The 13,479-nt window shown below is 69.5% G+C and carries 17 protein-coding genes; 7 read left to right on the plus strand and 10 right to left on the minus strand.

The features are described from left to right. The first annotated feature begins 19 nt into the window (after positions 1–19). From HUT06_RS34495 to HUT06_RS34515, 5 genes are all read left to right on the plus strand, one after another. On the plus strand, positions 20–1,627 hold the full coding sequence (locus HUT06_RS34495; RefSeq protein ID WP_254715534.1) for an ABC transporter substrate-binding protein: 1,608 nt from the start codon (positions 20–22) through the stop codon (positions 1,625–1,627). Positions 1,628–1,732: 105 nt separating this feature from the next. Next, positions 1,733–2,686, plus strand: coding sequence for an ABC transporter permease (locus tag HUT06_RS34500; RefSeq protein ID WP_176199541.1), 954 nt, complete (start codon positions 1,733–1,735; stop codon positions 2,684–2,686). Then, positions 2,679–3,716 carry an ABC transporter permease gene (locus HUT06_RS34505; RefSeq protein WP_176199542.1) on the plus strand — a complete coding sequence of 346 codons (1,038 nt, stop codon included), beginning with the start codon at positions 2,679–2,681 and terminating at the stop codon, positions 3,714–3,716. The genes HUT06_RS34500 and HUT06_RS34505 overlap by 8 nt, the downstream gene beginning before the upstream one ends. 9 nt (positions 3,717–3,725) lie before the next feature. Beyond that, on the plus strand, positions 3,726–4,700 hold the full coding sequence (locus HUT06_RS34510) for an ABC transporter ATP-binding protein (RefSeq protein WP_176199543.1): 975 nt from the start codon (positions 3,726–3,728) through the stop codon (positions 4,698–4,700). Further along, positions 4,700–5,662: an ABC transporter ATP-binding protein gene (locus HUT06_RS34515; RefSeq protein ID WP_176199544.1), complete on the plus strand. Its 963-nt coding sequence runs from the start codon at positions 4,700–4,702 to the stop codon at positions 5,660–5,662. Before HUT06_RS34510 ends, HUT06_RS34515 begins: the two co-directional genes overlap by 1 nt. A gap of 40 nt (positions 5,663–5,702) precedes the next feature. On the opposite strand, the gene HUT06_RS34520 is transcribed toward HUT06_RS34515, so the two are convergent. The 7 genes from HUT06_RS34520 to HUT06_RS34550 form a co-directional block, all read right to left on the minus strand. After that, positions 5,703–6,530, minus strand: coding sequence for a phosphotransferase family protein (locus tag HUT06_RS34520; RefSeq protein WP_176199545.1), 828 nt, complete (start codon positions 6,528–6,530; stop codon positions 5,703–5,705). A gap of 50 nt (positions 6,531–6,580) precedes the next feature. Beyond that, on the minus strand, positions 6,581–7,039 hold the full coding sequence (locus HUT06_RS34525) for a hypothetical protein (protein WP_217711577.1): 459 nt from the start codon (positions 7,037–7,039) through the stop codon (positions 6,581–6,583). A 129-nt stretch (positions 7,040–7,168) separates the two neighbouring features. Continuing rightward, on the minus strand, positions 7,169–8,017 hold the full coding sequence (locus tag HUT06_RS34530) for a helix-turn-helix transcriptional regulator (protein WP_176199546.1): 849 nt from the start codon (positions 8,015–8,017) through the stop codon (positions 7,169–7,171). A gap of 9 nt (positions 8,018–8,026) precedes the next feature. Further along, positions 8,027–8,545 carry a DUF6879 family protein gene (locus HUT06_RS34535; RefSeq protein WP_176199547.1) on the minus strand — a complete coding sequence of 173 codons (519 nt, stop codon included), beginning with the start codon at positions 8,543–8,545 and terminating at the stop codon, positions 8,027–8,029. Beyond that, positions 8,514–8,771 (minus strand): hypothetical protein, encoded by a 258-nt coding sequence (locus tag HUT06_RS34540; protein ID WP_176199548.1) that lies wholly within the window; start codon positions 8,769–8,771, stop codon positions 8,514–8,516. The genes HUT06_RS34535 and HUT06_RS34540 overlap by 32 nt, the downstream gene beginning before the upstream one ends. Before the next feature lie 279 nt (positions 8,772–9,050). Next, a complete protein-coding gene (locus HUT06_RS34545) occupies positions 9,051–9,257 on the minus strand; it encodes a DUF397 domain-containing protein (protein WP_254715535.1) in 207 nt (68 codons plus the stop codon). Next, the gene (locus tag HUT06_RS34550; protein ID WP_217711578.1) at positions 9,254–10,120 is read right to left on the minus strand and encodes a helix-turn-helix transcriptional regulator; all 867 of its coding nucleotides are present in this window, start codon (positions 10,118–10,120) and stop codon (positions 9,254–9,256) included. Before HUT06_RS34550 ends, HUT06_RS34545 begins: the two co-directional genes overlap by 4 nt. 303 nt (positions 10,121–10,423) lie before the next feature. On the opposite strand from HUT06_RS34550, the gene HUT06_RS34555 reads away from it, so the two are divergent. Continuing rightward, entirely contained in the window at positions 10,424–10,678 is a 255-nt protein-coding gene (locus HUT06_RS34555) for a hypothetical protein (RefSeq protein ID WP_176199549.1), read from the plus strand. Then, positions 10,675–11,076, plus strand: a complete 402-nt coding sequence (locus HUT06_RS34560; protein WP_176199550.1) for an ATP-binding protein — start codon at positions 10,675–10,677, stop codon at positions 11,074–11,076. Before HUT06_RS34555 ends, HUT06_RS34560 begins: the two co-directional genes overlap by 4 nt. A 252-nt stretch (positions 11,077–11,328) precedes the next feature. Here the strand turns inward: HUT06_RS34560 and HUT06_RS34565 are convergent, their stop codons facing one another. Genes HUT06_RS34565 through HUT06_RS34575 form a run of 3 tightly spaced genes read right to left on the minus strand, consistent with a single transcriptional unit; the run spans position 11,329 to position 13,470 of the window. After that, the gene (locus HUT06_RS34565) at positions 11,329–12,135 is read right to left on the minus strand and encodes an SDR family NAD(P)-dependent oxidoreductase (protein WP_176199551.1); all 807 of its coding nucleotides are present in this window, start codon (positions 12,133–12,135) and stop codon (positions 11,329–11,331) included. Continuing rightward, on the minus strand, positions 12,128–12,577 hold the full coding sequence (locus HUT06_RS34570) for a nuclear transport factor 2 family protein (RefSeq protein WP_217711579.1): 450 nt from the start codon (positions 12,575–12,577) through the stop codon (positions 12,128–12,130). The genes HUT06_RS34565 and HUT06_RS34570 overlap by 8 nt, the downstream gene beginning before the upstream one ends. An 11-nt stretch (positions 12,578–12,588) precedes the next feature. Next, positions 12,589–13,470, minus strand: coding sequence for an LLM class F420-dependent oxidoreductase (locus tag HUT06_RS34575; protein ID WP_176199553.1), 882 nt, complete (start codon positions 13,468–13,470; stop codon positions 12,589–12,591). Between the last annotated feature and the right edge of the window lie 9 nt (positions 13,471–13,479).

Genomic DNA, 13,479 nt, shown 5'->3' on the forward strand with positions numbered 1-13,479 from the left:
TAAAGGCAGCAGGAGGATCGTGAAGACTTCCGGGAAGAGCCGCCGCGCAGCCGGGCTCCTCGCCGTCGCGGTGATGGCGTCGGCGTGCGCGTGGCAGAGCGACGGCGAGGGCCGGGACGCCGGCGCCGGGAAGCCCGCCGAGTACAAGGTCGGCATGATCGGCGACGCCGGGGGCGGGAAGCCCGTCGAGGGCGGCACGATGACGTTCGCGGCCTACGCCGAGGCCGGGCTGCTCGACCCCGCCGAGACGATCGTCGCGGGGTCCACGGGCGGCATGGAGATGGCCGCGATCTACGACGTGCTCATGCGCTGGGACAGCAAGACCGGCGAACTCCACCCGCAGCTCGCCGAGGACCTGAAGCCGAACGGCGACGGCACCGAGTTCACCCTCAGCCTCCGGGACGGCGTCACGTTCAGCGACGGGACGCCGCTGGACGCGCAGGCCGTGAAGTGGAGCATCGAGCGCTACGTCAAGAAGGGCGCCGACGAAGCGGCGCTCTGGAAGAACAACGTCAAGGCCGTCGAGACGCCCGACGACCTGACCGTGGTGTTCAAGCTCGCCCACAAGTGGCCGACGTTCCCGTACATGCTCACCACCGGGCCCGGGATGATCGTCGCGAAGTCGTCCGACGCGAAGGGGAAGTTCACCCCGGTCGGCGCGGGCGCGTTCACCTTCGAGAGCTACAAGCCGAAGGAAGAGACCGTCCTGAAGGCGCGGCCCGGCTACTGGGACGGCAAGCCGCACCTGGACCGCATCCGGCTGGTCTACGTCGACGACCCGAACGCCGCGCTGGACACGCTGAACACCGAGCGGATCCAGTCGGCGTTCCTGCGGGACCCGGTCGTCGTCCAGAAGGCGCTGAAGGACGGCAAGCACGGCTACCTGAGCATGGTCGCGCTCGGGAACGTCGCCGTCATCAACGCGACCCCCGGGCATCCGGGCGCCGACCCGCGCGTCCGCAAGGCCATGCACTACGCCATGCAGCCCGAGGTCATCTACCGGCGCGCCTACCCGGGGACGGGCCTCGCGAGCAACGCGCTGTTCCCCGAGTTCTCCGTCTGGCACACCGGCGTCAAGCCGCTCCCCTACGACCCGGACAAGGCCCGCGAGCTGCTCAAGCAGGCCAAGGCGGACGGCTACGACGGCAAGGTCACCTGGCTGGACGCGCAGGACCCCGCGTCCCGCACGACGGCCCTCGCCGCCAAGGCGATGCTGGAGAACGTCGGCTTCGACGTCGAACTCGACCTGGTCCGCTCGATCGCCGACCAGATCACGAAGGTGTCGATCCGCAAGAGCTACGACGTGTCCGGCTGGGGCATCAGCTGGCGCGAGGCGGGCCCGTTCGGCCGCATGTACGCGACGCTGCACGGCAAGGGCAACCTCACGGTCGGCATGCCGACGACGCCGGAGATGTCCGCGCTCATCGAGGAGCTGCGCGGCGCCCCGACGCTGGAGGACCAGCGCGCGGTCATGGGCCGCATCCAGACGCAGTGGAACGAGGACGTCCCCGCGCTGGTGTTCGGGCCCCAACCCGAACTCGTCGCCTGGACGGACGACGTCCACGGCGTCGTCGGCACCGTCAACAGCATGGTCCTGCTCGACGACGCGTGGATAGCCGCCCGATGAGCGTCTGGAACGGAGCGCCAGCGGAGTGGAAGACGCTCATCGGGCGTGTGTCGGGGGGTGTGGGGGGTCGTCCCCCCACAGGGGCAGCGGCTGAGGAGAATCGTGATGGCGCGTGATCTTGTGCGGCGGCTCGTCGAGCTGGTGCTGGTCCTGCTGATCGTCAGCATGGGCACGTTCGCGCTGGTGGACCTGATGCCGGGCGACCCCGCGGTGGTGGTGCTCGGCGAGGGCCACACGGCGGCGGAGTACGCCGCGCAGCGGGACGCGATGGGGCTGACCGACCCGCTGCCCGTCCGGTACGGGAGCTGGCTGGGGGACGCGCTGACCGGCGACCTCGGCACCTCGTTCGTCCCGCCGAACAGCGAGGTCGCCGACCGGGTCGCGGCGGCGCTGCCGGTGAGCGTCGAACTGGCGGTCCTCGCGATGCTGATGGCGCTGCTGCTGGCGGTGCCGCTGGCGATGTGGTCGGCGTACCGGGCCGGCGGCCTGGTCGACCGGATCGTCAGCGCCGGGACGTTCGGGATCCTGTCGGTGCCGAGCTTCCTCGCCGGCATGCTGCTGATCGCGCTGTTCGCCGAGCGGCTCGGCTGGTTCCCCCGGCTGGAGTGGGCGCGGCTCAGCGACGGGATCGGCGACAACCTCTACCACGCGTTCCTCCCGGCGCTGACGATCGCGCTGATGGAGACGGCGACGTTCACCCGCGTGCTGCGCGGCGACCTCATCACGACGCTCCAGGAGGACTTCATCCTGTCGGCGAAGGCGAAGGGGATGACGCCGGTCCACGTGCTGGTCCGGGACGCGCTGCGCCCCTCGTCCTTCTCGCTGATCACGCTGATGGGGATCAGCCTGGGCCGGCTCATCGGCAGCACGGTGATCGTGGAGTACCTGTTCGCGCTGCCTGGCATGGGCACGCTGATCATCGGCGCGGCGGACGCCGGCGACGTGCCGATGGTGCAGGGCGCGGTGCTCGTGATCGCGCTGATCTACGTGCTGGTGAACGCGCTGATCGATCTGTCCTACGGCCGGCTCGACCCACGAATCAGGCGGGCACATGTCTGACATCTCCGTAGCGCCGGCCGCGTCGCGGCCGGCGGGCCGCTGGTGGGGCGGGGCCCTGGCCGTCGCCGGGCTCGCCGTGTTCGGGCTGTCGGTGACGGTCCTCGCCGGCGACGGCTGGACGCAGGCCGTCGCCGTCGTCGCGGGCCTCGCCGCCGCCTACGCCGGCCTGAACGCGGCCGGGCGCGACCTGTTCGGCGCCTCCTTCGACCTCATGTTCTGGCTGTGCGCGGTGTGGCTCGTCCTGCTGGTCGGGGCGGCGGTCCTGGCGCCGGTGCTGCCGCTCGGCGAGCACCAGGACATCGTCAAGACGCTCGGGACGCCCGGCATGGCCGTCCCCGACCTGTCCACCGCGCATCCGCTCGGCACCAACAACTTCGGCCTCGACCAGCTCTCCCGCGTCGTCTACGGGGCGCGGTCGTCGCTCGTGGTGTCGCTCGGCGCGGTCGCGATCGGCATCGTCGTCGGCGGGACGGTCGGGATCGTCGCCGGCTACTTCGGGCGGGCCACCGACGCGGGCGTCGGGGTGCTGACGAACGCGCTGCTCGCCGTGCCGCCGCTGATCCTGCTGATCGCGCTCGGCACCGTGCTGGAGCCGAACCTGCGCAACATCTCCGTCGCCCTGTCGCTGCTGGCGATCCCCAGCATGATCCGGATGGCGCGGGCGAGCACGCTGGCGTTCGCGCGGCGCGAGTTCGTCACGGCGGCGGAGGCGATCGGCGCGTCCCGGTGGCGGATCATGACGCGGGAGCTGCTGCCGAACGTGCTGCTGCCGCTCGCGTCCTACGGCATGGTGATGGTGTCGGTGCTGATCGTGGCCGAGGCGTCGCTGAGCTTCCTCGGCCTCGGCGTCCAGCCGCCCGCGCCGTCCTGGGGCAACATGATCGCCGAGGGCGAGGAGAACGACGCCTTCACGCAGTACCCGCACATCGTGCTGGTGCCCGGCATCACGCTCTTCCTGACCGTCTTCGCGTTCAACCTCATCGGCGAGAAGGCCCGCAAGCGCTGGGACCCCCGCCAGGCGAAGCTCTAGGGAGCCGGTATGAACGACAGTCCCCTCCTCACGGTCGAGGACCTGCGCACCGAGATCCGCACCGCCCGGGGACCGCTCAAGGCGGTGGACGGCGTGTCCTTCACCGTCCGCCCCGGAGAGATGTTCGGCATCGTCGGCGAGTCGGGCTCCGGCAAGTCGGTGCTCGGCCGGACGGTCATGGGCCTGTACACCTCCGGTCCGTCGATGGCGGTGTCGGGCAAGGTCGTGCTGGCCGGGCAGGACGTGCACGCGCTCTCGACCGCCGGGCGCCGCCGACTGTGGCGGTCGGAGGTCGGGATGGTCTTCCAGGACCCTTCCACCGCGCTCAACCCCGTCAAGAAGGTCGGCCGGCACCTCACCGAGGGCATGCGGGGCCTGTCCCGCGCCGCCGCCCGCGACCGGGCCGAGGAGCTGCTGCGCCTCGTCGGCATCCCCGAGCCGCGCCGCCGCCTCGGCCAGTACCCGCACGAGCTGTCCGGCGGCATGCGGCAGCGCGTCGTGATCGCGGTCGCGCTGGCCGGCGAGCCGTCGCTGCTGATCGCCGACGAGCCGACGACCGCGCTGGACGTCACCGTGCAGAAGCAGATCCTCGACCTGCTCGGCCGGCTCCAGGCCGAGCTCGGCACGGCGATCGTGCTGATCAGCCACAACCTCGCGGTCGTCGCCGGGCGCGCCGACCGCGTCGCCGTCATGTACGCGGGACGGCTCGCGGAGCTGGCCCCGGCCGAGACCCTGTTCGGCGGCCCCCGCCACCCCTACACCGAGGCGCTGCTGGCATCGGTGCCGCGCCTCGCCGACCCGCCGCACTCCCCGCTCCAGGCGATCGACGGCGCCCCGCCGAACATGGCGGCGCCGCCGCCCGGCTGCCGGTTCGCGCCCCGCTGCCGCTACGCGACCGCGGCCTGCGAGACGGCCCCCGACCTCGTCGCGGACGGCGGCCACGCCGTCGCCTGCCACCACCCCGTCAGCATCGGAGGCGCCTGATGGCCGGCACCGGAACCACCCACCTGCGCGACGGCGAGCGCGTCCTGTCCGTCGAGGACCTGGTCGTCGAGTTCCCGGCGGGACGCGGCCGGACCGTGCACGCCGTCTCCGGCATCAGCTTCGACCTGCTGGACGGCGAGACGCTCGGCATCCTCGGCGAGTCGGGCTGCGGCAAGTCCAGCGCGGGCCGCGCGGTGATGCAGCTGCCGCCGCCCACCGCCGGCTCGGTGAAGCTGAACGGCACCGAGCTGACCGGCCTCGGACGGCCCGCGCTGCGCGAGCGCCGCCGCCAGATGCAGATGATCCTGCAGAACCCGGTCGCCGCCCTGAACCCGCGCCGCAAGGTCGCCGACCTCGTCGCCGAGGGACCCGTGGTGTGGGGCGGCAAGCCGGACCGGGCCAAGATCGAGGCGGCCCTGGAAGCGGTCGGCCTGGACCCGGCGACCGTCTGGGACCGCCGCCCGCACGAGCTGTCCGGCGGCCAGTGCCAGCGCGTCTGCATCGCCCGCGCGCTGCTGCTCGACCCGCGCGTGCTGATCTGCGACGAGCCGGTGTCGAGCCTGGACGTGTCGGTGCAGGCGCAGATCCTCAACCTGCTGGAGGCGACCCGGAAGCGGCTGAACCTCAGCATGATCTTCATCGCGCACGACCTCGCGGTGGTGAAGAACGTCAGCGACCGGATCATGGTGATGTACCTGGGAAAGGTGTGCGAGGTCGTCCCGTCCGGCGCGCTGGCGGAGTCGGCACTGCACCCCTACACGCGCCTCCTCCTCGCCTCGGTCCCGGACGCCCCCCAGGACGCGGCGGAGCAGGAGCAGGCGGAACTACCGTCCCCGATCGCCCCACCAAGCGGCTGCCGCTTCCGCACCCGCTGCCCCTTGGCAACCGACCGCTGCGCACAGGAAGAACCGAAACTCCGCCAAACCGCCAACGGCCACCACGTAGCCTGCCACCTGGTGTAACGGCACCCCCGCATCGACCTTCGCGCGTCCCCGCTCTCCGTCACGCCATCCGGTAGGCGACCCAGGCACGACCCGCCTGCGCCGCTTTAGCGCGAAAGCCGCGTGCTTCCTCCAGCCTGTGCATGGCCTTGTACTCGCGGAACATCGTCCACAGCGCTCCCAGCCCAGTGACCGCATCAACTGGAGCCGCCCTCCAAGCAGGGTGTGCGGCGACAAGCGCTTCCGCCTGGGCGGGGCTGTGTCCAGCCTCGATCAGCCGGGGGACGAGCAGCGCGGCATCGATCCAAGCCTGCCCCCGACATGCGAACGACCAGTCGATGACATGGACTCCCTGACCGGCGATGAGGAGGTTCCCGCTGTGCAGGTCATAGTGCAGCAGGGTGTCCCCCTGCAGTGACTCCACGGACAACCCTTCAAGAGCCTCCGCGTACATGCCCCACCGTCGCCCGCACAGGTTCTCGCCCAACAGAGCAGCCGCCGTCTTCTGCAGAACATCCAGGTTGACCGAGACGCAGGGCAGTTCCCCGCCCGGTCTTCCGAGTAGCGACAGGGCATCGATCACGTTGGGCAGATCCGGAGACCCGGGCGCCAGGTCAGCGCTCCGCGCGCCGCCGATGAACTCGAACACCAGCAGGACCCAACCGCCGACATCGGCACACCACAGCATCCGAGGGGCCGGAACGGCCGACGCGAGCGCGAGGTTCGCCGCCCGCTCACGCGCATAGAGACGAGCGGCGGGCTCGTCGGCCGGAATCCCCTTGAGGAAGACACTGCCGGCGCCCTCCACATGAAGCCTCGCAGCCACCCCCGGCATGATCCCGCGCTCCGCGACCTCAGCCTTGAGCACCGTCCCGAACCGCTCCTCCACGGCCGCCCGCACCCCACCGGGAAGCCCCTCCCACTGAGGGTTCCCCACACTCATCCCGCCTTCGGGGAGTCGTGGCAGCCCTGGTAACACTGGCTGCAGTCACCGGCCGTCTCCCACAGGTCGGGGTCGACGCTCAGCCCAGCCTGTTCCATGGCGGCCACGGTAGCCCTGATGGAGGCTCCTCCACTGCCGGTCTCGCTCCGGTCGTCGGGCGTGTGGTGGATGAATCGGCCCGCGACGCGGTGGCAGAAGTCGGCGTACTCGCGGGTGTGGAGGACGAAGGCGTGCCATCCCACGTCCACGGACTTGGACGGGGCCAGCTCGGCGCCGGGATTGAGAGCACACGCCATCAAGAAGGCCAACGCCTGGTTCAGAATCCGCTCGGCCTTCTCGGTGCTGACGTGCTCTTCGCGGACTATGCGGGTCACCAGCCGACCGAACAGGTCGGCGCTGATCAGTCTCTTCGGGTCGGTGGCAGCCGGACCTGGACGCGTGGTCATGACGGACATGGCCTTCTCCTCATCTGCGATCGGCGGACGGTGATTCTCCGGCCGTCCGGTGCGCCGAAGCTCATGGCAAGGACGCTAGAAAGCCGCTCATCGACCGCGCCAGAGACTTGCGTGAACTTGCACACGGACTCAGAGAGCAGCGATCGCCGCCATGATCAGACTGCGTGCGGCCCGACCGTGAACCGCCATCGAGGAGAGTTCGGAGAAGGTTCTCCGGTAAAGGTCCAGTTCGCCGACCTGCCGCACTGTGATCTTCGCGGAGACGGTCTCGATGACGACCTGATCCTCATCCAGGATCCAAAAACCCTCGACCGGCCACATGGCGCGCAAAACAGAGAACGGAATAATACCGAGTGATACAGACGGAAGAGTCATGATGTCGAGCAGATGGCCCAGTTGTCCGGCCATCACGTCAACGCCGCCAAAGCTTGTGCGCAACACCGACTCCTCGATGACGACCGCAAAACGGCGGCCCCCGTCATAGAGCAGCCGCTGCCGATCAATTCTTGCCTTGGCCGCCTCGTCACCTTCACCGGGAAGCGAGAAGAAGTCGGCTATCCTGGCGAGCACTGCCCCGGCGTAGCCCTCGGTCTGCAGAAAGCCGGGCACAACACCCGGCTCGTAGATCCTGAAACTCGCGGTTTGCTCCCACAGTGGCATCACGGCATCCTGCAAGCGCTTCAGGCCGCCACGCTGCATGCGCCGCCACTCCACATAAGCCGAGTCGAGTTGGCGATTGATCGACACCAGTTCGGCCGCGACCCGTTCATCTGCTCCGCATGCCGCGCACCATGCCCTGATGTCGGAGTCTGTAACAGCCTGCCGACCGCTCTGCATTCGACTGCATTTCGACTCGTGCCAGCCGCACGCGGCCGCCACCTCCCGGGCCGATAGACCGGAATCCAAACGAATCTCCCGCAGCCGGACGGCCAGTGCCTCACGGGCCCGCTGGATGGATGATGACGGGGGGATCGACATGGATGGACGTCAGGAGGGTCGGTACTCACCGTGGTCGGTCGCCCGCTGCCACACGGCCGTGAAGGCAGTGGAGCACTGCGCGACCAAGGATTTATCACGGGTCACTTCATTACCGGCCCATTCTCCGTCCCCGGCGAAGTGATTCCATACAAGAACGGCAGAGTCGAAGACCCAGAAGTCGCTTGGCGGCGTCAGCAGGCCGGCGGTCCGATGGCGAGGCAGCCACCGCACCCGCTCCCCCGCCGTCAAGTTAACCGACGCCGTACATTCCCAGAGCCAGCGAGCGTAGTCAGAGAGCGGCTCGGAAACAATCCGCGCCCGTCGGACATCAACCCCTCTCGAAACCGCCTTCCCGACCGTCGATATCCACCACTCATCGTTGGCATCGGTGGACACGGTTCCGGTTTCAAGCCACTCCACGAAAGTGGCATCCGCCATGTAGGCGTCACGCAACTCAAGGTGGACGGCGGAGCTGGTCGCTGCGGCGAGAAGGTCTTCAAACTTCTCGTTGGTCAGCGGCGTCCCCATCGAGCGCCTCCAAGGCCTTCAATATCATCGGCTTCATGCGCGCAGGAACTCGCACCGAGGACTCGTTCTCGGCCGTGCGGCTGTAGGACGAGATCTCAGCCAGCACGGCTGCCTCGGTCTCCGTCCACCCCTGGATCACGAGTTCCCCTCTCGCACGGTCCAGGAAGACGGCTGGCGAGCCCTGGTTCTTGCTGGTGTCGTCCTTGCCGTAGAACTCCAGAGCCATGCTGACCTCCGGCACCAGCGCATGCGTCGGCTTGCATGCGACTGGATCGATCCTCCGTGCCGCCGCCCCCGCCGTCAAGCGTCCGTGCGCACACCACGACAAGCGCTCACCGCTATGAGACAGAAGAGTGCCCCTCAAGACCGCCGGGGAGAGGATGGCGATCAGCGCGGGGATTCAGGAGATGGGGCCGGGGCCGGCCTACCGCCCGAGCGCATGTCCGGCGCCCGGAGACCCAACTCCCCACAGGCGGACCATCAGGGAAGCCAGTGACGCAGACGTTCAACGGTCGTAGCGTCCAGCCTTCGCCTGCGATAGGAAAGCGGCCCAAACTTGGTGGGCGAAGTTCAGGTGCCCGACGTCCGGGGCCTTGCTGTCCCGGACGCCGATGCTCGCCACCAAGTCGGCGATCTCAACACAGTTGCCGTTACCGCCGCTCCTGCTGCTCTTCCGCCACTGGGCACGCAATATGTCGTGCGCCATGGTCATCGTGCTCCTTTGCCTGGACAGAGGGCTTCCGCCGCCGCAGCGATCAACGAAGCAGATGCGCTCGGGCTGAGCGCTCCAGCGCGGAGATGCGTGCTTACCAGGTTATATCGAGCGATGTCGGCTTCCTCCTCCAGGAAGATATCGCCTGCCTGACTCTCGATGTAGACGATGTCGCTCCCAACGCCCTCAGCGAAGTTCATGACGACGAAGGACCCGGTCATACCTGGGTGGCCGCCTGCGTCAAAGGGGATTACCTGGAGATGCACGTTCGGGAGTTCAGTGACCGCGAGCAGGTGGTCAAGCTGTTCTCGCATGACCTCGGCGCCACCGACGACACGGCGGACGGCAGCCTCGTCCACGATCGCCCAAAGCTTCAACGGCTGCTCTTTGGTGAGTGCCGCCTGCCTCCGAATCCTCGCCTCGACACGGCTCTCGATCTCCTCACGGGATGACTCCGGGAGGGCACCGCTGACCGCAGCTCTGGCGTAACGCTCGGTCTGGAGGAGGCCGGGGATGAACAGGCATTCGTAGTTCAGCACGTCAGACGCCTCGGACTCGAACTCGATGTAGGAGGCGTACCGCTCCGGGAGGTCTGAGGCGAAGGTGTGCAGCCAGCCGCGAGTCGCCGATTGCTTGAGCAGGGTCTTCAGTTCGGTGCGCTTCGGCTCGGCCACTCGGTACGCGTCCAAGAGGCTGGTCAAGGTCCGTGCCTGGGGGCGGACGCGGGCGGTCTCGATTCGGTAGAGCGTGGCGACGTTGATGCCGGTCTGCTCGTTCACCTGCTCGCGCGTGAGCTCACTGTCCTTGCGTAGCTGGCGAAGCTCAGCCGCGAGACGTCGAAGACGCACCGTCGGTGCCCCCACTGTGGCTCCTTCCACCTGGCCGAAGACGCAAGACGCGCCTGCCCTGCACACCTGCCTGCTCGTGAATGCAAGCAAGGTTAATGCAACCCTTGCATCCACACTCTGAGTAATGCATCCTTTGCAGAGCGTGCCACAAGAAGTTGAGCGTCTGCGAGCGATCAACAGGAAAAGGAGCGGCCTCGGGCCGGTGCTTGCACCACCGCCCCGAGGCCTTGACCCGACTGACAAGGAGTCGGACCCATGACGAACCTACCCAACACCTCAGCTCCGCCGCCCCCGGGAGGCCGGCTAGCGGTACCGGCGGTGACTACGGAGCGGCTGGAGTTGCTGGTCAGGCTGATGGTGAGCCTGCGCGGCCTCGGGCGGGGCCCGGTGTTGTACATGCACGGGCGGGCCGAGCCCGTGTTGGCGGTGCCGGTGGTATCGCGGCGGCGGTCGATGGCGGTGCTCGTCGTCCAGGACCCGGGCGGGTGGTCGTACCTGTGGGACGCCGCTCACCGGACGCCGGCGCGGTCGGCGCCGGTTGCGGCCGAACTGATCGCCGGGGTGACCCGGTGATCGTGTGGGACGAGGTGCACAGCGAGCGGGTGTGCTCGGGCGGTGTCCGGGACGTACGGGCTCGGGTGCGGCGGGCGTTGTACCAGGTCGCCGACAGGTTCGACCTGGACGATGTGGACCTGCTGGTCTGCGAGGTCGCCACCAACGCCGTCCGGCACAGCGCCAGCGGGCGGGCCGGCGGTGGAGTGCGGGTGACCCTGCTCGCGTCGGCCGCGCGGCTGCGGGTGGAGATTCAGGACGACGGCGGCTCGAAGGGACGTCCGGTGATCCCCGTGCAGAGTTCGGCGTGGGACGAGGCCGGACGCGGGCTCCTCATGGTGCGGGAGCTGGCCGACCGTTGGGGCGTGCTTCGCGGGGAAGACGGACGCCACACCGTGTGGTTCGAGGTCGTCCGATGACTGCCGTGCGGATGCTGTGCGGTGTCTGGGCGGCGTGGCGGAATGAGCGCCACGCCGCCCGGCCTCCGCTCCGCGAGCACCCGGAGGTGGTCTCCTCTTCGGCGGTGCCGCGCCGGAGGCGCGCCGGGTGTTCGAGGCGCCCTCGGGCGGCGGCCGGACAGTTCGAGGACGTGCTGATCGCCTCGCTTGACCAGTGGGACGAGTACGAGCGCCAGGCGGGTGGGAAAGAGCCTGGTTGATGCGTTGGCGTCGCTAGGCGCGGTGGGGGCGGTTGGTCCAGCCTTGGTCGTCGGCGCGGGCGAACCAGCCGGACGCGGCGAGCGTGCCGCCGTCGACCGGGATCGTGTGGCCGGTGACGAAGCGGGCGTCGTCGGAGGCCAGGAAGGCGACGACGGCGGCGTAGTCGTCGGGCTCGCCGAAGCGGGCCAGCGGGACCCAGGTGTGCTCCAGGCCCTCGTCGTAGCCGCGCCGCATCCACTCGACCGGGGTCTGCTCGGTGTTGGCGAGGTCGGGCGCGATGGCGTTGACGCGGACGCCGTGCCGTCCGACCGCGACGGCGAGGCTGCGCGTGAAGGCCGACACGCCCGCGTTGAACGCCGAGTACACCGGGTGCTGCGGGATGCCGCGGAACGCCTCGACCGTGGAGTTGTTGACGATGCTGCCGGAGCGCCGCTCGATCATGCCGGGGAGCAGCGCGTGGGTGAGCTTGAAGACGTGCAGCAGGTTCAGTTCGTAGAGGCGCTGCCACTGGTCAGGCGTGCTGTCCTGGAAGGACGGGGCGGCCGGGCGGAAGTCGCCCACATTGTTGACCAGGACGTCTACGCGGCCTGGTGTCGCCGCCACCACATTCGCGACGGTCTCGTCCTCGACGATGTCGCCGATGACGGTGACGCAGTGGCCGCCGGCCTTCGAGATGTCGGCCTGGGCTCGGGCGGCGGCGTCCGCGTCGATGTCGTTGAGGATCACCAGGTCGCCGCCGGCGGCGAGGCGGCGGGAGATCGCGCCGCCGATGCCGAGCGCGCCGCCCGTGACGACGCTGACCCGCGGGTTCTCACTCACCGCGCCACCTCCGGACGGGACGGGTCTCGATGGAGTCGATGCGCTGCTCGCGCCGGGCGATCCGCCAGGTCTGGCCGTCCAGGCGGTAGGTGTCGGTGTAGCGGCAGTGCCAGACGAGGTCGGACACCTTGCCGTCCTCGCGGGACGTCAGGTGGTGGGCGACGCAGGCGATCTCGCCGGTGGCCGTGCCGGGCTCGGAGCCGACGTCGAACACCTGGCCCGCGAGGGCGTGGAACGTGACAGGGATGCTGTTCAGCACCGACAGCGTCGCCGTGATGGCCTCGCGTCCGGTGAAGGTGCGCACCGGGTCGAGGTCGGCGGGGGCGTCGGGCAGGACGAGCACGGCGTCCTCGGTGAACAGGGCCGCCATCGCGTCGATCTCGCGGCGGTCGGCGTGGAGGGCGTACCGGGCGACCAGATCGCCGAGGGCGATCTGGTCCACGACTCCCAGCGTCATGAAAGGCCCAGGCGCTCGGCGCAGGCCGACAGCTCGTCCTTGGCCTCGTTCAGGTCCGTGGTCGGGTTGCCGCGCAGCACGAGGCGGCTGGCGCCACGGGCCGCGAGCTTCTCCGACTTTTCGGGGGTGATCCCGGCGAAGGTGTGCCCGAGGGTCAGTTCGAGAGCGTCCGGGTCGCGGTCGTTCTTCTCGGCCTCCTCGCGCATCAGCGCGATGAGCGCCTTGAGCTCGTCACCGGCGACGCCGAGCGGCTGGAGGCCGTCGCCGTAGCGGCCGGCGCGGCGCGCGGCGGCCCTGGTGTGGCCGCCGACGTGGATCGGCACGCCGCCCTCCTGGACGGGCTTCGGGTAGCTCATCGCGCCCTTGAACTGGAAGAACTCCCCGTCATGGGTGGCGCCCTCGGGGGCGGTGTCGGCCCACAGCTTGCGCAGCACCTGGAGCTGCTCGTCGGCGCGGCGGCCCCGCGAGTCGAAGTCGGCGCCGCACGCCTCGACCTCCTCGCGCATCCAGCCCATGCCGACGACCAGCCGCAGCCGCCCGCCGGACAGCGCGTCGATCGTCGCGACCCGCTTGGCGAGCACCACCGGGTGGTGGTTGGGGAGGACGAGCACGCCGGTGGCGAGCCCGATCCGCGAGGTCTGCCCGGCAAGGAACGCCAGCAGGTCCAGCGGGTCGGGGATGTCCAGGTCGTCGGCCAGCTCCATCTTCCCGGACGTGTCGTACGGGTAGACGCTGGAGTAGGCGCTCGCCACCACCGCGTGCTCGACCGCGCCGACCGACTCGAAGCCGCAGGCCTCGGCGTGCCGGACGTACGCGCCGATCCAGGCCGGATCGGCGGTCACGCCCGCTGCGACGGGGAGCAGGACGGCGTACTTCATGCAATACCT

It is taken from the genome of Actinomadura sp. NAK00032 (assembly GCF_013364275.1).
In the GTDB taxonomy this organism is placed as follows: Bacteria; Actinomycetota; Actinomycetes; order Streptosporangiales; family Streptosporangiaceae; genus Spirillospora.

Bases quoted from the DNA above. Each gene is read 5' to 3' on its own strand.
- HUT06_RS34500 (WP_176199541.1), top strand. From the start codon at position 1,733: ATGGCGCGTGATCTTGTGCGGCGGCTCGTCGAGCTGGTGCTGGTCCTG.
- HUT06_RS34505 (WP_176199542.1), top strand. From the start codon at position 2,679: ATGTCTGACATCTCCGTAGCGCCGGCCGCGTCGCGGCCGGCGGGCCGC.
- HUT06_RS34510 (WP_176199543.1), top strand. From the start codon at position 3,726: ATGAACGACAGTCCCCTCCTCACGGTCGAGGACCTGCGCACCGAGATC.
- HUT06_RS34515 (WP_176199544.1), top strand. From the start codon at position 4,700: ATGGCCGGCACCGGAACCACCCACCTGCGCGACGGCGAGCGCGTCCTG.
- HUT06_RS34525 (WP_217711577.1), bottom strand. From the start codon at position 7,039: ATGTCCGTCATGACCACGCGTCCAGGTCCGGCTGCCACCGACCCGAAG.
- HUT06_RS34530 (WP_176199546.1), bottom strand. From the start codon at position 8,017: ATGTCGATCCCCCCGTCATCATCCATCCAGCGGGCCCGTGAGGCACTG.
- HUT06_RS34535 (WP_176199547.1), bottom strand. From the start codon at position 8,545: ATGGGGACGCCGCTGACCAACGAGAAGTTTGAAGACCTTCTCGCCGCA.
- HUT06_RS34540 (WP_176199548.1), bottom strand. From the start codon at position 8,771: ATGGCTCTGGAGTTCTACGGCAAGGACGACACCAGCAAGAACCAGGGC.
- HUT06_RS34545 (WP_254715535.1), bottom strand. From the start codon at position 9,257: ATGACCATGGCGCACGACATATTGCGTGCCCAGTGGCGGAAGAGCAGC.
- HUT06_RS34575 (WP_176199553.1), bottom strand. From the start codon at position 13,470: ATGAAGTACGCCGTCCTGCTCCCCGTCGCAGCGGGCGTGACCGCCGAT.